Below are 22393 nucleotides of genomic sequence, written 5' to 3' on the forward strand. Positions count from 1 at the left end.
TCTGCCGAGGGGCTCGGTAGCGGGTCACGCGGCCGCACCGTGCGGAACAGAGCAAAGTCCTGCACTCGAAACCGGTGGTCTGCCGAGGGGCTCGGTAGCGGGTCACGCGGCCGCACCGTGCGGAACAGAGCAAAGTCCTGCACTCGAAACCGGTGGTCTGCCGAGGGGCTCGGTGGCGGGTCATGCGGCGGCACCGTGCGGAGCAGAGCGAGGGAAACCGTGTGTTGCCCATAGCGCAACCGGGGTGCTGTCTGGTACAGACACACGCGCTGGACCAGGCACTAGGCGGATCCCTCGGGCGCGATCTCAGAACGGGTTATAGGCTCGCGAGCGTGGGAGTACCAACAGCAGTGCCTCTTTCGGCGGAGCCGAAGCTGGAAACAGGGTGGCCGAAGCGCGCGGAAAAGGCCCGCTTGCACTATGTCTCCGGAAAGGGAGGCACCGGCAAGTCGACGGTGGCCGCGGCACTCGCGTTGGCGTTGGCCGCGGGTGGGCGCCGGGTGCTGTTGGTGGAGGTGGAGAGCAGGCAGTCCATTGCCCAGCTGTTCGATCTGCCGCCGCTGCCGCCCACCGAGACCAGGATCGCCACCGCAGACGGCGGCGGCGAGGTGATCGCGCTCGCGCTCGACATCGAGCACGCGTTCCTCGAATACCTGGACATGTTCTACAACCTCGGCTTCGCGGGCCGGGCGATGCGCCGGATGGGTGCCATCGAGTTCGTCACCACCATCGCGCCCGGTCTGCGTGACGTCATCCTGACCGGCAAGATCAAGGAGACCGCGGTCCGGGTGGACAAGTCGGGCAAGCGGGTCTACGACGAGATCGTGGTGGACGCCCCGCCGACCGGCCGGATCGCCGGGTTCCTCGACGTCACCAAGGCCATGCTGGAGGTGGCCAAGGGCGGGCCGATCGCCTCGCAGGCCGAGGGCGTTTCCAAGCTGCTGCACTCGGATCAGACGATGATCCACCTGGTCACCCTGCTCGAGGCGCTGCCGGTGCAGGAGACCGCCGACGCCGTCGCGGAGTTGAAGGCGGCGGATCTGCGCATCGGCACGGTGATCGTGAACCGCGCCACCGAGGGGCAGTTGCCGTTCGAGCTGCGTGCCAAGGCCGCACAGGGCGAGGTGGACACCGATGCCGTCCGCGCGGGTTTGGCTGCGGCGGGGATCACCTTGGCCGACAAAGACTTCCAGGGGCTGATCACCGAAACCATCGAGCACGCGGCGACTTTGCAGGCGCAGGACGACAGCGCCGATGAGCTCGCCAAGGTCGACGTGTCTCGCATGTATCTGCCCGCGTTGCCGGAGGGCATGGACCTCGGTGGCCTCTATGAATTGGCCGAACATCTCAGTAAACAAGGGGTCCGATAGTGCGCGAGCGAACCAACAGCACAGCCGCCATCGGGGTGCGCATGACGGAGCCGAGCGTCGGCGAGGCGGAGTCATGAGCACGCCGAGTGTGGCCGCGTCGCTTGATGTTTCGGACATCATCGACGATCGGACCGCGAAGGTGGTGGTCTGCTGCGGCTCCGGCGGCGTCGGTAAGACGACCACCGCCGCCGCGATCGCGTTGCGCGCGGCGGAGCAGGGTCGAAAGGTGGTCGTTCTCACCATCGATCCGGCCCGGCGACTGGCCCAGTCACTCGGCGTCGCCGACCTCGGCAACACCCCGCAGCGGGTGCCGCTCGGCCCGGAAGCCAAGGGCGAGCTGCACGCGATGATGCTGAACATGCGGCGCACCTTCGACGACATGGTGCTCGAGCACACCAGCCCGGACAAGGCCGAGCAGATCTTCGCCAACCCCTTCTATCAAACCGTCGCGTCCTCGTTCGGCGGGACACAGGAGTACATGGCGATGGAGAAGCTCGGTCAGCTGGCCGGGCGCAAGGAGTGGGACCTGATCGTGGTCGACACGCCCCCGTCGCGCAACGCGCTCGACTTCCTGGACGCGCCGAAGCGGCTCGGAAACTTCTTGAACGGCAGGATGATCCGGGTCATCATGGCGCCGGGCCGCGGCGTCACCAGGCTGGTGACCGGCGCGATGAGCCTTGCGGTGCGCGGGGTGTCCACCATCGTCGGCGGGCAGATGCTCAAGGACGCGTCGAACTTCCTGCAGTCGCTCGACTCGTTGTTCGGCGGCTTCCAGGATAGAGCGGACCGCACCTACGCGATGCTCTCCAAGCCGGGCACGCACTTCCTGGTGGTTGCCGCGGCGGAGCCGGACGCGCTGCGCGAGGCGTCGTTCTTCGTCGACCGGCTATCCACCGAGCGGATGCCGTTGGCCGGGCTGGTCCTCAACCGGACGCATCCGGCACTCAGTTCGCTCTCCGGCGGTCACGCGTTGACGGTGGCCGAGCAGTTGGCCGAGAGCGATCCGCTCACCTCGGCCGTGCTGCGCATCCATGCCAGGCGGGTCGCCACCGACAAGCGCGAACAGCATCTGCTGCACCGGTTTACCGGAGCGCATCCGCGGGTACCGATCGTGGCGGTGACCGCGTTGCCGTTCGAAGTGTCGGATCTGGAGGCGCTGCGCGCGGTCGGTGACCAACTGACCGGTAACCGAGCATCTGCTTGATACATAGACGCATCGGCTATTGCAAACGGAAGTAATTGCGCTTTAAACGGAACTGAGCCCGCGTCAGCAGGCTCAGTTCCGAATGGTCACCGGGGCTACATTGCCACCTGATGCTGGCGCTGGGCCTGGAAGAAGTCGGCCCAGGAGGTCACCTCGGGATGCTGCTTGAGCAGCGCGCGACGCTGCCGCTCGGTCATACCGCCCCACACTCCGAACTCCACTCGATTGTCGAGTGCGTCGGCACCACACTGCATCAGCACCGGGCAGTGCCTGCAGATCGTCGCGGCTTTGCGCTGCGCAGCCCCGCGGACGAACAACTGATCGGGATCCACTTCCTTGCATCGGGCCTGGGCTACCCAGGCGATCCTTGCTTCGGCCTGCTCCACGTCCAATCGAGCGATGGGGGTTGTCATGTGCATTTGGTGTGCCCCTTTGCAGTCCGAACACCGGGTCAACGGCGCTCCAGAATCGCGTGTCAGCGTCGCAGCAACCCAAACCCCGCTGCGCTCTGCACCACATTCCACTTTGAGTGTTAGCTCTATCACACTGGGTTCTCAATCTAGGTAAAGGTATGGCCCTAGCGCAAGACCGCCCCCGGAATTTTTGGTACGTCCGTCCCTGCAAAATGCCGCAAGCGGCGGCAGGTCCGGCACATTCGCGGCGCGCCGTCCCGCGACACGCCAGACTCGCCCCCGCGACACGCCCAATCGTTCGTACGAATCGCCTTCGGGTAAACGCACGGAAGAGCGCTCGGACCCCACCCCGTAGGCTGGGGTTCGTGCCGATCACACAAACGCTCGCGAGGCTGGCCGGCAGCTGCGTGCTGGCCGCCGTGCTCGTCGCCGGGTTGATGTTCCCGCTCGCAGGTGGTTTCGGATTCGTCTCGAACCGGGCCGCCGACGCCGTCGACAACGTGTCCTCGGAACTGGTCGAGGGCACCGCGCCCGCCGTCTCGACCATGGTCGACGCGAATGGAACACCGATCGCCTGGCTCTACGAGCAACGCCGCTTCGAAGTTCCCAGCGACAAGATCTCCAACGACATGAAGCTGGCGATCGTCTCCATCGAGGACCGGCGCTTCGCCGAACACGCAGGTGTCGACTGGCAGGGCACGATGCGCGCGTTCCTCACCAACACCAGCAGCGGCGAGGTCCAGCAGGGCGCCTCGACGCTCGACCAGCAGTACGTGAAGAACTTCCAGCTGCTCGTCGTGGCCAAGACCGACGCCGACCGCCGGGCCGCCATCGAGACCACCCCCGCGCGCAAGATCCGCGAGATCCGGATGGCGCTCACCCTGGACCGCGAGCTGACCAAGGACGAGATCCTCACCAGGTACCTGAACCTGGTGCCGTTCGGTAACTCCTCCTACGGCATCCAGGACGCGGCGCAGACCTACTTCGGCGTCGACGCCTCCGACCTGAACGTGTCCCAAGCCGCGATGCTCGCCGGCATGGTGCAGAGTTCCTCGAAGCTGAACCCGTACAGCAACTCCGAGGGCGTGCTGGCCCGGCGCAACACCGTGCTGGACACGATGATCCAGAACATCCCCAGCCGCGCCGACGAGTTCCGCGAGGCCAAGACCAAGCCGCTCGGCGTGCTGCCCGAGCCCAAGGGCCTGCCCCGCGGCTGCATCGCGGCCAATGACCGCGGCTTCTTCTGCGACTACGCCATTCAATACCTGGCCAACGCGGGCATCAGCAGGGAGCAGATCGACAAGGGCGGCTACCTGATCAAGACGACGCTCGACCCTGCCGTGCAGGACTCGGTCAAGCGCTCGGTGACCGACGCGGCCAACCCGAACCTCGACAACATCGCGCAGGTGATGTCGGTGGTCGCGCCGGGCCAGGACTCGCATCCGCTGCTCGCCATGGCGAGCAGCCGCACCTACGGCTTGAACCGCGACGCCAACGAAACCGTGCAGCCGCAGCCGTATGCGATGGTCGGCGACGGCGCGGGCTCGATCTTCAAGATCTTCACCACCGCCGCGGCCATGGAAAAGGGCCTCGGCATCAACGCCCAGCTCGACGTGCCGACCCGGTTCGAAGCCAAGGGCATGGGTAACGGTGGTGCGCGCGGCTGCCCGGTCGCCACCTACTGCGTGGAGAACGCGGGCAAGTACAAATCGCCGATGTCGGTTACCGAGGCGCTGGCGACCTCGCCGAACACCGCGTTCGTCAAGCTGATCCAGGCCGTCGGCGTGACGCCGACCGTCGACATGGCCGTCCGGCTCGGCATGCGCTCCTACACCGAGGCGGGCAGCTCGGGCCACGGCAACCAGAGCCTGGCCGACATGATGAAGGAACAGAACCTCGGTTCGTTCACCCTCGGCCCGGTCGCGATCAACCCACTCGAGCTGTCCAATGTCGCCGCGACCCTCGGTTCCGGCGGTAAGTGGTGCCCGCCGAATCCGATCAAAGAGGTCGTCGACCGGTCCGGCAAGCAGGTGCCGCTCACCCAGCAGGCCTGCGAGCAGGTCATCGAGCCCGGCCTGGCCAACACCCTGGCCAACGCGATGAGCAAGGACGACGTCAGCGGCACCGCGGCGGGCGCCGCGCAGTCCGCGGGCTGGAACGCACCGCTGTCCGGCAAGACCGGAACGACCGAGAGCCACCGCTCCTCGGCCTTCGTCGGCTTCACCAACTCGCTGGCCGCCGCCACCTACGTCTATGGCGACAGCCCGACGCCCGGCGAGATCTGCTCGTTCCCGCTGCGCAACTGCGGCGACGGAAACCTGTTCGGCGGTAACGAACCCGCGCGGACCTGGTTCAACTCCATCAAGCCCGTGCTCAACCGTTTCCCGCCGCCGGCGCTGCCGCCGCTGGACGACAAGTACGTCCGCGGATCGAACAACGCGCAGGTGCCCGACGTGACAGGCCAGACCCAGGGCCAGGCGACCGCGGCACTGGTCGGCGCAGGCTTCCAGGTGACGCCGGTGACCGGTCCCGGCGCGCAGGCCAAGGGCACCGTGATGGGGACCTCGCCGAACGGATCGGCGATTCCGGGTTCGGTGATCACGCTCTACATCAGTGACGGCACGCAACGGGCCGCGCCGCCGCCGGGCCCACCACCGGGTCCGCCGGGGATCCCGGGGCTGCCACCGCCACCGCTGTTGCCGCCCATCCCGATCCCCATTCCCATCCCACGTTGACGAAAAGGGCCGCGAACCAATCAGGTTCGCGGCCCTTCACGTGGGAATCACCGGTTCAGAGTCGGGATTTCACCGCTGCGGACAGGCGCGAGCCATCGGCCTTGCCCTCCGCAAGCGCGGTGGCGACCTTCATGACCTGGCCCATCTGGCGCATGCCCGGCCGCTCGCCGAGTTCCTCGGCAACCTGCGCGATCGCGGTGTCGGCGACATCGGCGACCTCCGCCTCGCTGAGCTGGGTTGGCAGGTATTCGTCGATGATCCTGGCCTCGGCGTGTTCGTTGGCGGCCAGCTCTCCGCGCCCGTTCTGGGTGTAGATCTCGGCCGACTCGCTGCGCTTCTTCGCCTCTTTCTGCAGCACGGCGATCACGTCGGCATCGGAGAGTTCGCGCGCCTCGGAGCCTGCGGTCTCGGCCGTCTGAATGGCGGCGAGCAGCATCCGCAGCGTGGCAAGACGCAGCGTGTCCTTGGCTTTCATCGCGGCGGTCATGTCCGTCCGCAGTTGCGCTTTGAGTTCCGACATGAGGCTCACGGTAGCCGGTCGCTCGCAACCCGCCCACCACATTTGCGCAGCTGCGGCGAATCGTGGCGCTGTTTTACGGGGTGGATCGATGGCCGCAATGCAAGCGCTTGTGCGTAAACACACTCGGCGTTCCGCAACGGGGTCACCTATGCTGGGCAAATGCCCGTAATCTCGACCTCTGCTGTCCGCACGACCGCGTTGGGAGCCGCCGGGGCGGCCGTGGCCGGAATCGGCTACGCCTCGTTGGTCGAACGCAACGCCTTCGTTCTGCGGGAGGCCACGATGCCGGTCCTTGCGCCGGGGTCGTCGTCGCTGCGGGTGCTACACATCAGTGATCTGCACATGACGCCAGGCCAGCAGCGTAAGCAGCAGTGGCTGCGTGAACTGGATCGGCTGGAGCCGGATCTGGTCATCAACACCGGTGACAACCTCTCGCACCAGAAGTCGGTACCCGCGGTAGTCCAGGCCCTCGGCGGATTGCTTTCCCGCCCGGGGCTTTTCGTTTTCGGCAGCAACGACTACTTCGCGCCGGTGGCGAAGAACCCGATGAAGTACTTCAAGAAGGATCACCGCCGGGTCTACGGCGCCCCGCTGCCGTGGAAGGACCTGCGCGCGGCCTTCACCGAGCGCGGCTGGCTGGACCTGACGCACATCCGCCGCGACCTCGAGGTCGCGGGCATCCGGATCGCCACCGCGGGCGTCGATGACCCGCATCTGCACCGCGACCGCTACGACACCATCGCGGGCGCGCCGAACCCGTTGGCCGACTTGCGCATCGGCCTCACCCACTCCCCCGAGCCGCGCGTGCTCGATCGCTTCGCCGAGGACGGCTACGACCTGGTGATGGCCGGGCACACGCACGGCGGTCAGCTGTGCCTGCCCGGGTACGGCGCGCTCGTCACCAACTGCGGCATCGATCGGTCCCGGGTCAAGGGCGCGTCCAAGTGGGGCGAGCACACCCAGCTGCACGTCTCCGCGGGCGTCGGTACCTCGCCGTGGGCGCCGTACCGCTTCTGCTGCCGCCCGGAGGCCACCCTGTTGACGCTGGTCGCCGCGCCGCCGAAGCGGCCGTCGGCCGACACCGGCCAGGGCGTGTCCACCTCGGAGGCCGTCGCCCGCTAAGGTCGCGTGCCGAGACGTGTGTCAGGCAGGGGACAACTGTGAGTGGATTCGACGACCGGCGCAACGACCCGACCGTTCTGGGCCAGCCCGGTGCGGCGCACCCATATCAGCAACAGTCTTACGGCGCAGACCAATCCGATCCGGCCGGGTCGGACGCGGAAACCGCCGAGCAGCCCGCACCCGCGCGGCCGTGGAAACGGGATTCGGGTTTCCACGAGCAGGTGCAATGGCCGCAACCGGCGCCCGCGCCCGGGCAGCCCGATCCGACCGTCCAGTGGCAGCCGGGGGCGAACGCACCGGGCGCCGACCCCACCGTGCAAGGGCAGCCGGAGCAGGCACCCAACTATCAGTGGCAGCCGAGTCCGACCGCCCAGCCCACGCAGTGGCAGCCGGGCGGATCGGCTCCCGCGGCAAACCCGCAGTGGGGCAACGCCGGGTCGGCTCCGGCCACGAACGCACAGTGGCAGCCGGGTGGATCGACTCCGGCATCGAACTCGCAGTGGCAGCCGAGCGGTGGCGGTGCCACGCCCAGCGCATCGTGGCAGCAGGCCAGCGGTCAGCAGTGGCAGGCGCCCACCGTCGGCCGCGCCGACCCGACCGTCATGGCACAGCCGGTCGCCGGTGCTCCGGCGCAGTGGCAGGCACCAGGGCAGGCCGACCCGACGCTGTTGGCACAGCCGCAGTCTCGCGGTACCGGTGAGCCGGTCGGCCTCTGGCAGCCGAGCCTCGGCACCGCCGAGCCGAGCCCTAACTCGCCGGGCGAAGCGGCACCGACCATCCTCGGATATCCCAACGCCACTCGACTAGGCCAGCCCGATCCCACGCCGCAATGGCAGTCTGCGGCTCCCGCGCCGGCTTATGCCGCACCGCAGTACGGACAGCCGTCGGCCGGTGCGTACGCGCCACAGAGCGGGTTCGGCGGGCCGCCGCCACAGCACCTGCCGCCCGGCCACGGCGCGAGCGGGCCACCGCCGGGCGGGCGCGGGAAGGCGATGCTGCTGATCGGATTGGTGGTGCTGCTGGTCGCCGCGGGCGCGGTGACCGCGGTGACGCTGGCCGAGCGTGGGTCGAACAATGCCGACTCGCAACGCAATTCGCCCTCCATGGTGAGCGCGCTCACCACCAGCGAAGGTGCGCAACCGACACCGTCGAAGGTCACCACCGCACCGCCGACCCCGAGTAGCTCGGGCCGCCACGAGAATCCGGTCGTCCCCGGCTACCAGGTCGTTGTCGCGCCCGATCGCGGCGCGGCCTACGACGTGCCGCCAGGCTGGACGATCGCACCGGAGACCGCCATCGGCGGGTTCGGTGAGCCGCCGAACGCGGTGGCGGGCAAGGGTTATGCCAGCGACGGCAAGGGCTACTGCCCCGGATCGACCCGGACCGCGTCGTTCCTCACCGGCTCGAAGGACGCCGATTCCGGTACCGCCGCAACCGATATCGGCACCCGGACCGCCAAAGTCGCCTACACCGCCTCCGTCGACGCCCACCCGGCCCCGCCCGTCCCGCTCGAATCGCTGGACGGTTCGCAGCGCGGCATGTTCGTGGAGACCAAGGGCACCGTCACCCAGGCCAAGCCCGGCTGCGCCACCGCGTACTCCATCTACACCGCCGCCTTCCCTACCGAAAACGGCAGCTTCGTCATGGTGATCGCCGCCGACACCGGCGTCCCCAACGCGCTCGACGCCGACACCGCCAAGCGCATCTTCACGAGCATCCGCCCGCACGACGCCTGACCTCCCGCCAGGAATACCCCACTGAGCAGGCGGTTTAACGTCTACACCGTCCTTGTTGTAAGGTAGTCCAGGTTCGATTCACGGGGTGTGGCGCAGCTTGGTAGCGCGCTTCGTTCGGGACGAAGAGGTCGCAGGTTCAAATCCTGTCACCCCGACTCGTGGTTGAGACGAACGGTCTGCCCCCTGCCCTCACCGGCAGGGGGCAGACCCGTTTCCGGAGCCTGCCGCACGCGCAAACAGCAGCACAAGATCCCATCCAAACGGGCCTTTCAGGGTCTTCCCCTATTGCGCGCCAAGTTAGTATCTGCCATATACTATCTGCCAGATACTTAATTTCCCCCGATAACTGAAAGTCGGACACCCATGACCGATCAGCTGGTCTCGACTCGCGCCCGAATCCACGACGTAGACGCACTGCGCGGGTTCGCGCTGCTGGGGATCTTCATCGTCAACATCACGTTCATGTCCTCCGGATATCCCGGCAATCTGGTGACCGACCCCGCCTTCGACTCGTCGCTCGACGACCTGGTTCGCGCGCTGTCGTCGGTGTTCGTCGACATGAAGTTCTATCTGCTGTTCTCGTTCCTGTTCGGCTACAGCTTCACGCTGCAGATGACCTCGGCGGCGCGGGCCGGTGCCGCCTTCGAACCACGCATGCTGCGCCGGATCGTCGGGCTGTTCGTCCTCGGCGTGCTGCACATCGTGTTCCTCTACAGCGGTGACGTGCTCACCACCTACGCGCTCGCCTGCCTCGTGCTGTTCTGGATGCGCGGCGTCGGCGATCGGACCGCGCTGCGGGTCGCCGCCGCGCTGTACGGGTTCGTCTTGCTCGGCCTACTGGCGAGCGGCCTGCTCATGGACACGTCGGCGGTCTTGCCCTCGACGGCCGAGGCCGAGGACAACGGCAGGCAGGCCACCGCGGCGCTGCTCGGCGGGTGGAGCGACGTCATCGGGGACCACCTCGCCGGACTGCCACTGCTTGTCCTGCAAGCCATCACGCTGCAAGGGCCGACCGCGCTCGCCATGTTCCTGCTCGGCATGGTCGCCGGTCGCCGGAAGCTGCTGGCGCAGGTGCGCGGCGACGAACCGATGCTGCGCCGAATCCAGTGGATCGGGTTTCCGATCGGCCTGGCGGGCAGCCTGATCTTCACGATCGGCGGCGGTACCGGCAACGCCTTGCCCGTCGCGGTCAGCGTCCTCACCGCGCCGCTGCTGGCCGCCGCGTACGTCGCGACCCTGCTGCGAGTTATGCACAGCCCACGCACCGGTTGGCTGCGCGCGGCACTCGCGCCGGCCGGGCGGATCGCGCTGACGAACTATCTCGGTCAATCGGCCATCGGCTTGCTGCTGTTCACCGGCATCGGATTCGGTGTCGCGGGCCGTCTTTCACCGTTGGCGACGCTGGCGGTGGCGCTGCTCGTTTTCGTGGCACAGTTGGCGGTCAGCGCAGTGTGGCTGCGCCACTACCGATATGGGCCCGCGGAGTGGGTGCTGCGGTGGATCACCAACGCCCGCCGACCGGCGTGGCGCGCGGCGGAAAGCCGAACGGCGTAGCGAAGCAGTCGATTTTGGGTGGGCGCGGCCTGCATACTTGCTCTGCTGAACACCCAGCGGCGCAGACGGAAAGGCAAGGCCATGACCATGACCGGCCCGCTCACCGGAAAGACGGCCCTGATCACCGGCGCCGACACCGGGATCGGCAAGTCCATCGCCAAAACCCTTGCCGGACAAGGCGCGCGGGTGGTGATCCAGCATCCGCACGCGCCGGAGTCGGCCGCCGACGTGGTCAAGGCGATCACCCACGCGGGCGGCTCGGCGCTTGCCCTCGCGGCCGACATCGGCGATCGGGCCGAATACGAGGAGCTGATCCAGGCCATGCTCGACGAGTGCGGGCACTGGGACGTGCTGGTACAGACCCCGACGGCGGCGATAACGGCACCGCTGCGGGAGATTTCCGAAGAAGACTTCGACCTCGGCTTCGTCGCTCCCGCCAAAGCCGTTTTCTACGGCATCCAGCTCGCCGCGGCCCACCTTTCCGACGGTGGCCGCATCATCACCGTCGGATGCTGCGCCGCGCCCGGCAACGCCGTCGACAACGCGGCGATGAGCGCCATCGCGGAGTTCACTCGCGCGCTTGCCGCGGAGTTCGCGCCGCGGCGCATCGCGGTCAACGCGGTCAGCCCCGGTGCGGCGGCGCACAGCGCGGAAAAGAGCGAGCACGAAACGAGTTACACCACGGGGGCGAAATTCCTCGACCGCGTCAACGCTTCAACCGAGATCACCGAGGCGGTGGCCCTGCTGGTGAGCGACGACGCCGAAGCGGTGACCGCCGAACACATTCGAGTCGGCGGCGGCACCGCCTGAAAACTGCCGCTATGCAGGCAAACCGCCGGTGAAACCCGGGCAACGTGAACAGCGGGCCGAATCGGGTCGAACGCAGGCCTAACGACTCGATACGGCCGCAAGACTCCTCCTGAACGATCTCGATCCGGATCGTGCACACCGGGATCGCCTCGACCGACCGAGCAAACGCTTACGCTGTGTTTTATGACTCGTGTTACCGCGCAAGGGAGCACAGTGGGCAGCGCGATGGCGGAACCGTCGCCCGTGTATCGGAGTGCCGAGCTTTCCGATCTCGTTGATGTCGCGGCGATCGAGGCCGAGCGCTTCGGCGACCAGGCCTACCCGTACTTCGTGTTGCGCCAGCTCTTCGATCTACACGGCGCCAATTGGCTGGTCGTGGAGGTCGACGGCATCGTCCTCGGCCATGTACTCGTCGCGCTCACGCCGGATCGCCGCGGCTGGCTGCTCAGCCTCGCTGTCCGCGCGCACAGTTGCGGCCGCGGTTACGGATCTACCCTCCTACAAGAAGCGATCAACCTATGTAGGCAGCGCGCGATGCGCAGCGTGCGCATCACCGTCCGCCCGACCAACCAGTCGGCATACAACCTGTACCGGCGCATCGGCTTCGCCTGGACCGGCTACGAAGAACGCTACTTCGGCGCAGGCGAACCGCGCGATGTGCTCGAGTACAAGCTCGCCAACGCCTGACCGAGGGCCGCGTTCTACCCACGCCCCTCACCCACGGTGGCCTCGCGTTACCGACCACCGAAGCCTTTCAGGCACAGGAACTCTCGTTATTCTTCAGCGCTACCGATCCGCCGCTGGCCGCCTATAGGGCTGTGCCGCACGGAATTCCGATCACCAGCCTCCCATCCCCGCTGTCAACTCCGCCCAACTAAAAGTGTGCGCCCGTTTCAGCGGATTGCCAAGAGCGCCGTCCAACCCGATCCCTGCTCCGCGAGGTTGTTCCGCGCCATATCGTCGATCCGTATCCGGGGCTCAGAGCAGAATTGGTCAAGCCGTGAACGAGAGCGCCAGCGGAGCGAAATCGGGCAGCGGTGAGCAGATCCTTACGGCCAACTAACCTGTTGTCATATTGCTGAAACGCCAGCTCCATAGCGTTTGCAGGCATGTCGGCACCCCACTAGCAGTGATCGGAGTCGGCTGAATGATCACCGGCGTCCCAGGCAACTCAGTACCCACCGCGCGGGTGACCGCCGCGTATCGGCGGATCGCCGAGGCGGATCGGCCCGAGGTGTGGATAACCCTGCGCCCGGAGAGTGCGGTCGCCGCCGAGGCGGCGGCGGTCGAGCAAAGGCTCGCCGACGGCGCTTCGCTGGCGCTGGCCGGGGTACTGGTGGCGGTCAAGGACAACATCGATGTCGCCGGGCTGCCGACGACCGCGGCCTGCCCCGAATTCGCGTATACCGCCGAGGTGACCGCGGCCGCGATCGAGCGGCTGGTCGCGGCGGGTGCGATCGTGCTCGGCAAGACCAACCTCGATCAGTTCGCCACAGGGCTGGTCGGCACGCGCAGCCCGTACGGTGCCGTGCGGAACGCGCACGATCCCACGCTGATCTCCGGTGGTTCCAGCTCGGGCTCGGCGGTGGCGGTGGCGCTCGGTATCGCCGACATCGGAATCGGCACCGACACAGCGGGTTCCGGCCGGGTTCCGGCGGCATTGCACGGAATCGTCGGCGTCAAAGCCACGCTCGGCGTGATTCCGGCGCACGGTGTCGTACCCGCGTGCGCGGACTACGACGCGGTCACCGTTTTCGCCCGAGACCTCGCGAACGCGGTGGCGGCCGCGGCGGTGATGTCGGGCCCCGAACCGCGTGATCCGCGCAGCCGCGCCTGGCCCGCGGACGTCCGGCTGGCGGCGCCGCTGGCCGCGCGCATCGCGATTCCGCGCACCGCGGACCTGGCCGCGCTGAGCGGGCCGTATCGGGAGGCGTTCGCGCGCACCGCGGCCGTCGTCGCGGATTCCGGCGCCACGATCGAGGAGGTCGACATCTCCGTCCTGCTCGACGCCGCGCTCCTGCTCTACGACGGTGCGATCGTCGCCGAACGCCATGCCGCGGTCGGGACCTTCCTGGATACCGCACCCGCAGGCGCCGATCCCACGGTCGCCGCGATCATCGAATCAGCCGGAGCCACCACAGGTCCCGCGTTCGCCGCCGATCTGGACACCCTGGCCCGCGCCCGCGCGGCCGCCGCCGAACTGCTCAACGGTTTCGACGCACTGCTACTGCCGACAACCACCGAACACCCGAGTATCGCGGCGGTACAGGCGGACCCGGTCGGCATCAACAGACGCTTGGGCACCTACACCAACTTCTGCAACCTGCTCGACCTAGCGGCGATCGCGATCCCCGGCGAATCCACCGCCGCCGGTGCGCCTTTCGGCGTCATGCTGGTGACGCCCGCCTTCGCCGACCAGGTCGCCGTCGATCTCGCCGCCCGCATACTCGGTGCCGAGACCACACCGCTGCTGGTCGAACGTGGCGTCGACCTGGCCGTTTTCGGCGCACACCTGCGCGGCCAGCCACTGCACTGGCAGCTCGAAAAGATCGGCGCGCGCTTCGCCGGAGATATCCACACCACCGACGCGTACCGGCTGACCGCGCTGAACACCACACCCCCGAAGCCGGGACTCGTCCGGCACGGCGACGGTCTCGGTGCGCCCATCCTCGGTGAGCTGTTCCGCGTCTCCGAGGCCGGGCTCGGCAGCTTCCTCGCAGCCCTGCCCGCCCCTATGGCGTTGACCAGCATCGAATTGTCCGACGGCCGTTCGGTAATCGGCTTCGCCTGCACCTACGACGCCGCCACCACGTCCACCGACATCACCAGCTTCGGCGGCTGGAAGTCCTATCTCGAGCACGGCGCACAGCGTGCTTCGCTAGCTGTTGGGAGCTAGCGCGGCTATCGCGGTGACGAGTTCCTCGCCGGTGGGGAGCGGACTGGACGGATCGCTGATCCATTGCAGGGCTAGGCCGTTCACGAGAACGAAGTACAGCTTGCCGATCGCGCGGGCCTGCGGCTCGGTCAGCGCGGGGTGCAGTTCGCTGACCAGCTCGGCGAATCCGGCGATCGCGTGCTGGTGGACCGACGCCATATGGAGCTGATCGGCGGCCATCGACCGGTGGCCACGGATCAGGTTCTCGGCGCTGGCGACGATCCCGTCGCGGTGGCGGGCGAAGAGTTCCTCGACGCCGGTCCAGGTATCGGCAAACGCCTGCGCCCGTGATCGGTCGCGCGCCGCGCCGCGAATCCGCTCCGCCAGTTCGTCACCCAACATGTGACCTGTCGCCTGAGTGAAGGCCTCGGTGAGCAGGCGCTCCTTCGAGCCGAAGTGGTAGCCGATCGAGGCCAGGCTCACGCCCGCCTCGGTGGCGATGTCGCGTGCCGTCGTCTGGGCGAATCCGCGCTGATAGACGCAGGTGCGGGCGGCGGCGAGCAGTGCTTCTCTGTTTCCCATATCTCCACTGTACGGGCGTCTCACACATTTGTACTAGACATACGTGCAAGTATCGTGTAGACATATGTCTAAGACATTCAGATCAAGCAAGGGAAAAGATCATGAGCCTCAACCACTCCACCGAGCTCCGCGTCCTGATCGCCGGCGGCGGCATCGGCGGCAACGCGGTCGCGCTGCAACTGCTTCGGGCAGGCATCCGCCCCACCGTGGTGGAGCGGGCCGAGGCGCCGCGACCGGGCGGTCAGGCCGTCGACCTGCGCGGGCCGAGCTGCGAGGTGGCCGAGCGAATGGGCCTGATGCCGGGCATCCGCAAGTACCAGCTCGACGAGCGCGGCATGAAGTTCGTGGACGCCGCGGGCCGCGATGTCGTGCGGATGCCGACCGAGCTGTTCGAGGGCAAGGGCGCAGTCGCCGAAATCGAGCTCACCCGAGGCGATCTCAACCAGGTGCTGCTCGACGCGCTGGCGGCGGAGGGCGGTGTGGACTACCGCTACGGCGAGTGGATCGTCGAGCTCGACCAGGACGAGGCGGGCGTTGAGGTCACCTTCGCCTCCGGCGAGCAGCAGCGCTTCGACATCGTGATCGGCGCGGACGGCCTGCATTCCGGCACCCGCCGCATGGTGTTCGGTCCGGAGGAGCAGTTCTCGACCTACCTCGGCGGCTACATGTCCTTCTTCACCCTGCCGACCCCCGACAGCACGGAGAACAACTGGTTCACCATGCACTCGCTGGTCGGCGCGACCAATATCGGGCTGCGTCCCGACGCCGACCCGGCAACCTCCAAAGCCCTGGTCACGATCCGCACCGACGCCGATCCCGCACTGCGCCGCGACGTTTCGGCCCAGCAGGAGCTGATCCGGCAGCGGCTGGCCGGTGGCGCCTGGGAGGCGGCCAGGATCACCGCCGCCATGGCCGAGGCGACCGACTTCTACTTCGACGACCTGGCCAGGATCGACATGCCGACCTGGTCGAAGGGCCGGGTCGTGCTGCTCGGCGACGCCGGATACTGCGGCTCGCCGCTCACCGGCAACGGCACCGCGATGGCGCTGATCGGCGCGTATGTGCTCGCCGGTGAAATCGCCATGCACGCAGGCGATCCCGAGCAGGCGCTGGCCCGCTACGAGGAGGTGCTCCGCCCGTTCATCGCGAAGGCCCAGGAACTCCCGCCGGGCGGTCTGAAGGCCATGACCCCCAAGACCAGCTTCGGGATTCGCGCGGGACAGACCGTCAGCAAGCTGATGGCCTCGAAGGTGATGAAGCCGCTGATGATGAAGATGCTCAGCAAGACCGAGTCCTACGACCTGCCCGACTACTCGGCGCAGACCGTCGACCAGTAGTCCGGACGCGCAACGACCGGAACCGTGCCGCACGGTTCCGGTCGTTGCCGTCCGTGGCTACTCGACGGTCGTTCGCTGATCGAGCAGGAACGGAAGCGCGAAGTTACGGAGCATCATTCGCTCATCGTCTTCGCCGGCACCCGGCAGAGTCAGCAGGGACACCATCACCCGGACGAACCATTGGCCGAGTCGGCGGGCGGCGGGCGCGGACAGGTCCGGACGGAAGCCACTGACAAAGTCGGTCGCAAGGGCATCCACCACCTCGGATGAATTCGACAGCTGGGCAACGATTCCCGCATTGGCAGGCGCGAACCACACCGCAAGGTGCGGCGTTTTACGGACCTCGGCGATCAACGCGGTGAAGCCGTCCAGCATTTGCTCGCCAGGGTCATCGGCAGTCGTGACCACAGGATCGCGCCACACCCGCTCGACCACTTGACGCGCCTCCCGACCGGCGAACGCGACATACAAGGCTTGTCGATTGTCGAAGTAGCGGTAGAGCGTCGCCCTGGAACACCCTGCGGCCTCGGCGACTTCGGCCATGCCGACGCCGCTGACGCCCTTATCGATGAACAGCGCGCGCACCGCGTCGAGGATGCGCTCGCTCGCCAGTTCCGCGCGGCCGTCGGCCAACCAATCGCCGGTCACGCCACACACCGGAACGGGACGGTGGTCGGCCGACGGACGTAGGGACCGGGAGCGTATTCGACCGCATCGATATCCACCGCGAAGTTCGGGAAGCGATCGAGCAGTTCCTCCAGCGCCACCCGGGCCTGCATCCGCGCCGCGGCGGCGCCGAGGCAGTGGTGCGGACCGTGCCCGAAGGTGAGTATTCGCTGCGGATTCCGGTCGATATCGAGGTCTGCCGCGTCGGCACCGAAGGCGCGTTCGTCCCGGTTGGCGGAGCCGAACACCAGCAGCACCTTGCGACCGACGGGAATTGCCCTGCCGCCCAACTCGACATCGCGCGTGACCGTCCGCGCCAATCCCTGCACCGGCGCGGTCAGCCTGGCGAATTCCTCTATCGCCGTGCGGATCCGGTCCTTGTCCTCGGCCAGCGCGGCCCGTTGCTCCGGATGTTGTTGCAGCAGTTGCACCGCGCCGCCGAGCAGGCCGGTCGTAGTGTCGTTGCCCCCGGCGACCATCGTCCAGGTGTAGGCCAGAATCTGCACCAGGCCACGCACATCCGCGTCGTTCGCCGCCATGCCCGCCTGCACCAGCAGCGATACCGTGTCCTCCCCCGGATCGGTCCTGCGGCGCTTGATGAGTTCGGCGAAGTAGCCCATCATCGCCATCGAGGCGGGCAGTGCCTGGGTTTGCGCGCGATCGATGCTGCCGGCGACCACCGCGTCGGTCCAGCCGTCGAACTGGGCCCGATCCGGCTCGGGCACCCCGAGGTAGTAGGCCACCACCATGCTCGGCTGCGGTTTGAACACCTGCTTGACGATGTCGCCGCCGCCGTCCTCGGCGATCCGGTCGAGGCGGTCGCGGACGAATCGGCGCACCACCGGTTCCACCTCGGTGACCTGGCGCGGGGTGAACCCGCGGGCGACGAGTTTGCGAAAGTCGGTGTGCTCCGGCGGATCCTGCATGACCAGCGGCGGGTTGTCGGTGAGCCCGATCTGTGCCAGCTCGCCGTATTCCACGGTCAACCCGTCGCGCGAGGAGAAGGTCTCGCTGTCCCTGGCCGCCGCGTACACGTCCTCGTGCCGGGTGAGCACCCAGTAATCGTTGTCGGGACGCGTCGGCGGCACCACGTGATGCACCGGATCCTGTTCGCGCAGTGCGGCATACATCCCCCAGGGCGACGTCCAGGTGGCGCCGGAGCGGAGCTCGAAGACGGGAGCGGGCCGATACGCATCGATCAACATGTAGTGACGGTAAGACAAATAGACATTTATGTCTAGAACAAGTTCTACTTGTGGCGCCGGGCCGATCACCCTCCGAAACCGGTCCGGCCGCCCTTTCGAGTCGGGACCGTCGCCGCGCACCCGCGGCCTCGCGCATTCGCGATGCGCAAGCGCCTCAAGCGGTTACCTTCAGCAGTGGCAACACGGTGCTCGTTGCCGGTCAGCTCCCGGAAGAGCCAGCGAAAAGCGTGTCCGGTGTCCCGAGTGGCCCGCCGAGCCGGTCACCCCTCGTGGACCGGCCCGGCAAGCACCCTTCCCCCGGAGTCCGACCTGTCAACCCCTCGAAGACAGGTCGCGCTCCGTTCCCCACCCCCGGTGGTGGCTAGAACACCGAAGCCCCGGAACCCCCCCGCCCGGGGCGTTCGGTGTTGACACAAACAATGCACGCGCGGGCTTAGCACGGACTTAAGAACACCTTGCAGGTGCGAGGCCGCCGGTAATAAGGCCATGTGGGCGGCCAATGTGCCGGGTTTGTAGCAACCGGCCCCGGATAGCGGATGATGGAGGCAGGAGCGCCAAGGAGATTGGGAGCAACAATGGAAACCGTGGTGGTCTGGGCACTGGCCTGCCTGCTTTATTGGTGGGGCCTGCTGTAACCGTGGGCGGCAACCTGGCCGAAAACGGCTAGGTCTACTACACACTGTCGTAGCGTCGTGACATAGTCGCACGCGCGTCTCATTCGACCGCACTCACCCAACGACCGCCCGGCCAGATCTCGGCGCCGGGCCTCGGCCAAAGTCAACGGATTCTCTTGGTTCGCGGCGATTTTCACGATCGTCGCCGATCGGCATCGCCGGGCTGCGCACCCGCCGAGCTGTCGCCCGACCGCGCCGAGATCCGCTGTCCGCCACCATGAATGACGGATAGCGGAGAAACGTCAGCTCAGCGTTTTGACCGCGGTCTTGGTGACATCGGCGACCAGCTCGTTGCTCGGCTGGGCATCCTTGGCGGGCTTGCGGGACTGCACCGCGATGACCAGGGGCGCGCGCGCACCGTCGGGCCAGGTGACCGCCACGTCGTTGGCGCAGCCGTAATCGCCGGTGCCGGTCTTGTCGCCGGTGGTCCAACCGGCGGGCACGCCCGCGCGAATTCGCTTGTCGCCGGTGGTGTTCGCCTTCAGCCAACCGGTCAGCCGCTCGCGCTCCGGCGCACCGAGGGCATCGCCGAGCACGACCGCGCGATAGTCGGCGGCGAGCGCGGCCGGGGTGGTGGTATCGCGCTCGTCACCGGGGATCGCGGTATTGAGATCCGGTTCCCAGCGATCGAGACGGCTCACCTGATCGCCGAGGGTACGCAAAAAGTCGGTAAGTGCTCGAGGGCCACCGAGTTCGCGCAACAGCAGGTTGCCCGCGGTGTTGTCGCTCTGCGTGATCGCGGCGTCGGCCAGCTGGGCAGGCGTCATGCCCTCGGCCACCTTGGTGCTGGTCACCGGTGAGTAGCTGAGCAGATCGGCGGCGGTGTAGTGGATGACCCGATCGAAGTAGCCGGTGTCGAGCGGGTGGGCCTTCAACAGGGCCGCGGCGGCCAGCCCCTTGAAGGTGGACAGGAACGGGAAGCGCACGTCCCCGCCCGCGGCGACCGTCTTGCCGCTTCCGGTGTCGACCGCGAACAGGCCGATCTGCGCGGCGTACTGCTTCTCCAGCGCCGCGATCTCGGCGGCGGAATTGTCGGCCTGCGTGCTGGCGCTGGGTGAGTCGGTATGCGCAGCAGGGGTATCGGTGCCGCAGGCGGCGAGCAACGGTAGAACGAGAACGGCGGTGGCCAAGGCCACCCGGGAAGCACGCGTCAGCCGAAACATCCCATCACTGTGGCAGGCCAGTCAACGGCCCGCAAACAGAACTTCGGTCCGAATGACCTGCGGCTATTACCGAGGCAGGTGCGTGCCACCGGGGGCACGCACCTGCCTCACGTTCGAACTACCGCGCCGCTCAGCCCTGTGCGGGCGGCGGCGTCGAACCGCCTTCCAGACCCGCCCGGACACCCTCCTCGACCCGCTTACCGAGATCGGGATCCACATTGGTCCAGTACTCGAAGACCCGGCTCAGCACCGGTTCTCGCACGCCGCCGAGCACGTGCCCTACGATGTTGTTCACCAGTCGGTCGCGCTGTTCGTCGTTGAATACCTCGCGCACCAGGGTGCCCGCCTGGGTGAAGTCGCCATCCTCGGCGTGCTGCACGTAGCCCGCCCGCACCATCGTCGGGTCGAACTCCCACAGGCCGCCGTCGGGTGCCTGCGCCGGGTCGGCGTGCGGGCCGCCGAAGGAATTCGGCGCGTACACCGGCACGCTCGCGTCGTTGTAGGAGTACCGCATCGCGCCCTCCTTGGAATAGGAGTTCACCTCCGCGGCCCTTGGCCGGTTCGGCGGCAGTTGCGCGTAGTTGGTGCCGATCCGGTAGCGGTGCGCGTCGGCATAGGCGAACACCCGGCCGAGCAGCATCTTGTCCGGCGAAAAGCCGACGCCGGGAACGACATTCGACGGCTCGAAGGCGGCCTGCTCGATGTCGACGAAGTAGTTGCCCGGGTTGCGGTTCAGCGTCCACTTGCCGACCTCGATCAGCGGGTAGTCCCGGTGCGACCACACCTTGGTCAGGTCGAACGGGTTGAACCGGTAGCCCTCGGCGTCGGCGACCGGCATCACTTGCACGTGCAGCGTCCAGCTCGGGAACTCGCCGCGCTCGATCGCGTCCCACAGGTCCTTGCGGTGATAGTCGGCGTTCTCGCCGGCAATCCGGTCCGCGTCGGCCTGGGTGAGATAGTCGATGCCCTGGTCGGTCTTGAAGTGGTACTTCACCCAGAAGCGTTCGCCCGCGGCGTTGATCCACTGATAGGTGTGCGAGCCGTAGCCGTTCATGTGCCGGTAGGTCTTCGGGATGCCTCGATCACCCATCAGCCAGGTCACCTGATGCGCGGTTTCCGGACGCAGGGTCCAGAAGTCCCACTGCATGGTGTGGTCGCGAAGTCCGTTGCCGGGCAGGCGTTTCTGCGAGCGGATGAAGTCGGGGAACTTGATCGGGTCCTTGATGAAAAAGACCGGGGTGTTGTTGCCGACGAGGTCGTAGTTGCCGTCCTCGGTGTAGAACTTCACCGCGAAACCCCGTGGGTCGCGCCAGGTGTCGGGGCTGCCCTGCTCGCCGGCCACGGTGGAGAACCGGGCAAGTGACTCGGTCCGCGCACCCGGCTGGAACAGCTTGGCCTTGGTGTAGCGGCTGACGTCGTTGGTGACCACCAGCTCGCCATAGGCGCCCGCGCCCTTGGCGTGCACGATCCGCTCCGGTACCCGTTCCCGGTTGAACTGGGCGAGCTTCTCGATGAGGTAGTGATCGTGCAGCAGGATCGGGCCTTGGGTGCCCGCGGTGAGCGATTCGTTGTCGCTCCCCACCGGCGTTCCGGTGTTCGTCGTTGTCGGTTTGGTCATCTCGAACCCTCCTCGTTGACGCGAATGCCCGGGGTGGGCTGTGCCCCCGGGGCTCAATCAGGACTGATGCCGCTCTTGCGCGCGGCACGTCGGGCACAGGCCCCAGAAAACGACCTCCGCCTCGTCGATCGCGAATCCGTGGTCGTCAGCGGGTTCCAGGCATGGGGCGCTACCCACGACACAGTCGATGTCGACGACCGTGCCGCAGCCACGGCACACCAGGTGGTGATGGTTGTCCCCGGTGCGGGTTTCGTAACGCGCGGCCGAACCGGCCGGCTCGATGCGCCGCAGGATTCCGGCATGCACGCAGGCCCGCAACACGTCATAAACGGCCTGCGTGGACACCGAACCCAGGGCTTCCCGAACGGTGGCGGCCACCCGATCCGCATCGACGTGCGGCATGGCGGCGACCGCGTTCAACACCGCGATCCGCGGGGCGGTGACCCGCAGACCGGCTGCGCGCAACTGCGCCTGCGCATCGGTGTGGTTGGTGTGCATGCCAACGATCTTCCTCTTATTCTGGAATTAGTCAAGAAAATGAACCAGTAAATATAAGCGCTGGGTGCGGGGCCAGCGCGCAGCGAACAACACGGTCGGCACCAGTGAACTGTGATGAGAAACACAGGTAGACAGCTCTGGGTGCCGGTCAGATTCAGCACGATGTCCGTGGGGGGGGGGACCGGCATTTCGACACGGCGATCGAAGCAGGCGAATATGTTGGGCAGATCACATTCGGCGGAGCGGAATACTTCCGGGCAGGTGGTCGTTGATCACCACTGTCGGCGTCCGGACAGCCCCGGGCCTCACCC

Annotated in this window: 18 protein-coding genes and 1 tRNA gene; 11 read left to right on the plus strand and 8 right to left on the minus strand. The window is 67.3% G+C overall.

The genetic code is table 11. From position 1 onward, the window contains the following. Positions 1-350 precede the first annotated feature (350 nt). Together ACIA8C_RS16380 and ACIA8C_RS16385 are read left to right on the plus strand one after the other, a co-directional pair. Positions 351-1370: an ArsA-related P-loop ATPase gene (locus ACIA8C_RS16380; protein WP_397135691.1), complete on the plus strand. Its 1020-nt coding sequence runs from the start codon at positions 351-353 to the stop codon at positions 1368-1370. A gap of 73 nt (positions 1371-1443) precedes the next feature. Continuing rightward, positions 1444-2574, plus strand: a complete 1131-nt coding sequence (locus ACIA8C_RS16385; RefSeq protein WP_397135280.1) for an ArsA family ATPase — start codon at positions 1444-1446, stop codon at positions 2572-2574. A 95-nt stretch (positions 2575-2669) separates the two neighbouring features. Here the strand turns inward: ACIA8C_RS16385 and ACIA8C_RS16390 are convergent, their stop codons facing one another. After that, entirely contained in the window at positions 2670-2993 is a 324-nt protein-coding gene (locus tag ACIA8C_RS16390) for a WhiB family transcriptional regulator (RefSeq protein WP_014981178.1), read from the minus strand. Between the two features lie 359 nt (positions 2994-3352). On the opposite strand from ACIA8C_RS16390, the gene ACIA8C_RS16395 reads away from it, so the two are divergent. After that, positions 3353-5722, plus strand: a complete 2370-nt coding sequence (locus tag ACIA8C_RS16395) for a penicillin-binding protein (RefSeq protein WP_397135282.1) — start codon at positions 3353-3355, stop codon at positions 5720-5722. A 55-nt stretch (positions 5723-5777) separates the two neighbouring features. On the opposite strand, the gene ACIA8C_RS16400 is transcribed toward ACIA8C_RS16395, so the two are convergent. Continuing rightward, positions 5778-6242, minus strand: coding sequence for a GatB/YqeY domain-containing protein (locus ACIA8C_RS16400; protein ID WP_396991639.1), 465 nt, complete (start codon positions 6240-6242; stop codon positions 5778-5780). A gap of 159 nt (positions 6243-6401) precedes the next feature. Between ACIA8C_RS16400 and ACIA8C_RS16405 the strand changes: the two genes are divergently transcribed. From ACIA8C_RS16405 to atzF, 7 genes are all read left to right on the plus strand, one after another. Further along, positions 6402-7364: a metallophosphoesterase gene (locus ACIA8C_RS16405; RefSeq protein ID WP_397135284.1), complete on the plus strand. Its 963-nt coding sequence runs from the start codon at positions 6402-6404 to the stop codon at positions 7362-7364. 38 nt (positions 7365-7402) lie between these two features. Further along, positions 7403-9100, plus strand: a complete 1698-nt coding sequence (locus ACIA8C_RS16410; RefSeq protein WP_397135286.1) for a hypothetical protein — start codon at positions 7403-7405, stop codon at positions 9098-9100. An 81-nt stretch (positions 9101-9181) separates the two neighbouring features. Next, a tRNA-Pro gene (locus tag ACIA8C_RS16415) sits at positions 9182-9255 on the plus strand. Positions 9256-9463: 208 nt separating this feature from the next. Beyond that, positions 9464-10654, plus strand: a complete 1191-nt coding sequence (locus ACIA8C_RS16420; RefSeq protein WP_397135288.1) for a DUF418 domain-containing protein — start codon at positions 9464-9466, stop codon at positions 10652-10654. An 81-nt stretch (positions 10655-10735) separates the two neighbouring features. After that, positions 10736-11464, plus strand: coding sequence for an SDR family NAD(P)-dependent oxidoreductase (locus ACIA8C_RS16425; protein ID WP_397135290.1), 729 nt, complete (start codon positions 10736-10738; stop codon positions 11462-11464). 183 nt (positions 11465-11647) lie between these two features. After that, positions 11648-12151, plus strand: a complete 504-nt coding sequence (locus ACIA8C_RS16430) for a GNAT family N-acetyltransferase (RefSeq protein WP_397135292.1) — start codon at positions 11648-11650, stop codon at positions 12149-12151. Positions 12152-12611: 460 nt separating this feature from the next. After that, positions 12612-14360 (plus strand): allophanate hydrolase, encoded by a 1749-nt coding sequence (gene atzF, locus ACIA8C_RS16435; RefSeq protein WP_397135294.1) that lies wholly within the window; start codon positions 12612-12614, stop codon positions 14358-14360. Here atzF and ACIA8C_RS16440 read toward each other — a convergent pair. Continuing rightward, on the minus strand, positions 14343-14921 hold the full coding sequence (locus ACIA8C_RS16440) for a TetR/AcrR family transcriptional regulator (RefSeq protein WP_397135296.1): 579 nt from the start codon (positions 14919-14921) through the stop codon (positions 14343-14345). The genes atzF and ACIA8C_RS16440 overlap by 18 nt on opposite strands. A gap of 101 nt (positions 14922-15022) precedes the next feature. On the opposite strand from ACIA8C_RS16440, the gene ACIA8C_RS16445 reads away from it, so the two are divergent. Next, positions 15023-16258 carry an FAD-dependent monooxygenase gene (locus ACIA8C_RS16445; RefSeq protein WP_397135298.1) on the plus strand — a complete coding sequence of 412 codons (1236 nt, stop codon included), beginning with the start codon at positions 15023-15025 and terminating at the stop codon, positions 16256-16258. Positions 16259-16315: 57 nt separating this feature from the next. Here the strand turns inward: ACIA8C_RS16445 and ACIA8C_RS16450 are convergent, their stop codons facing one another. The 5 genes from ACIA8C_RS16450 to ACIA8C_RS16470 form a co-directional block, all read right to left on the minus strand. Continuing rightward, on the minus strand, positions 16316-16843 hold the full coding sequence (locus ACIA8C_RS16450; protein ID WP_397135300.1) for a TetR/AcrR family transcriptional regulator: 528 nt from the start codon (positions 16841-16843) through the stop codon (positions 16316-16318). Positions 16844-16902: 59 nt separating this feature from the next. Continuing rightward, positions 16903-18129, minus strand: a complete 1227-nt coding sequence (locus ACIA8C_RS16455; protein ID WP_397135302.1) for a cytochrome P450 — start codon at positions 18127-18129, stop codon at positions 16903-16905. 916 nt (positions 18130-19045) lie between these two features. Then, a complete protein-coding gene (bla, locus tag ACIA8C_RS16460; RefSeq protein WP_397135305.1) occupies positions 19046-19966 on the minus strand; it encodes a class A beta-lactamase in 921 nt (306 codons plus the stop codon). A gap of 130 nt (positions 19967-20096) precedes the next feature. Then, complete coding sequence (locus ACIA8C_RS16465) at positions 20097-21584, minus strand: catalase (RefSeq protein ID WP_397135307.1); 1488 nt, start codon at positions 21582-21584, stop codon at positions 20097-20099. A gap of 57 nt (positions 21585-21641) precedes the next feature. After that, positions 21642-22082 carry a Fur family transcriptional regulator gene (locus ACIA8C_RS16470; protein ID WP_397135309.1) on the minus strand — a complete coding sequence of 147 codons (441 nt, stop codon included), beginning with the start codon at positions 22080-22082 and terminating at the stop codon, positions 21642-21644. Positions 22083-22393: the final 311 nt, after the last annotated feature.

Source organism: Nocardia sp. NPDC051321 (assembly GCF_044455225.1).
Taxonomy (GTDB): Bacteria; Actinomycetota; Actinomycetes; order Mycobacteriales; family Mycobacteriaceae; genus Nocardia.

Coding starts and splice junctions, on each gene's coding strand:
- ACIA8C_RS16470 (WP_397135309.1), bottom strand. CDS start 22,082: ATGCACACCAACCACACCGATGCGCAGGCGCAGTTGCGCGCAGCCGGT.
- ACIA8C_RS16425 (WP_397135290.1), top strand. CDS start 10,736: ATGACCATGACCGGCCCGCTCACCGGAAAGACGGCCCTGATCACCGGC.
- ACIA8C_RS16400 (WP_396991639.1), bottom strand. CDS start 6,242: ATGTCGGAACTCAAAGCGCAACTGCGGACGGACATGACCGCCGCGATG.
- ACIA8C_RS16455 (WP_397135302.1), bottom strand. CDS start 18,129: ATGTTGATCGATGCGTATCGGCCCGCTCCCGTCTTCGAGCTCCGCTCC.
- ACIA8C_RS16390 (WP_014981178.1), bottom strand. CDS start 2,993: ATGCACATGACAACCCCCATCGCTCGATTGGACGTGGAGCAGGCCGAA.
- ACIA8C_RS16420 (WP_397135288.1), top strand. CDS start 9,464: ATGACCGATCAGCTGGTCTCGACTCGCGCCCGAATCCACGACGTAGAC.
- ACIA8C_RS16440 (WP_397135296.1), bottom strand. CDS start 14,921: ATGGGAAACAGAGAAGCACTGCTCGCCGCCGCCCGCACCTGCGTCTAT.
- ACIA8C_RS16405 (WP_397135284.1), top strand. CDS start 6,402: ATGCCCGTAATCTCGACCTCTGCTGTCCGCACGACCGCGTTGGGAGCC.
- ACIA8C_RS16465 (WP_397135307.1), bottom strand. CDS start 21,584: ATGACCAAACCGACAACGACGAACACCGGAACGCCGGTGGGGAGCGAC.
- ACIA8C_RS16445 (WP_397135298.1), top strand. CDS start 15,023: ATGAGCCTCAACCACTCCACCGAGCTCCGCGTCCTGATCGCCGGCGGC.
- ACIA8C_RS16385 (WP_397135280.1), top strand. CDS start 1,444: ATGAGCACGCCGAGTGTGGCCGCGTCGCTTGATGTTTCGGACATCATC.
- bla (WP_397135305.1), bottom strand. CDS start 19,966: ATGTTTCGGCTGACGCGTGCTTCCCGGGTGGCCTTGGCCACCGCCGTT.
- ACIA8C_RS16430 (WP_397135292.1), top strand. CDS start 11,648: ATGACTCGTGTTACCGCGCAAGGGAGCACAGTGGGCAGCGCGATGGCG.
- atzF (WP_397135294.1), top strand. CDS start 12,612: ATGATCACCGGCGTCCCAGGCAACTCAGTACCCACCGCGCGGGTGACC.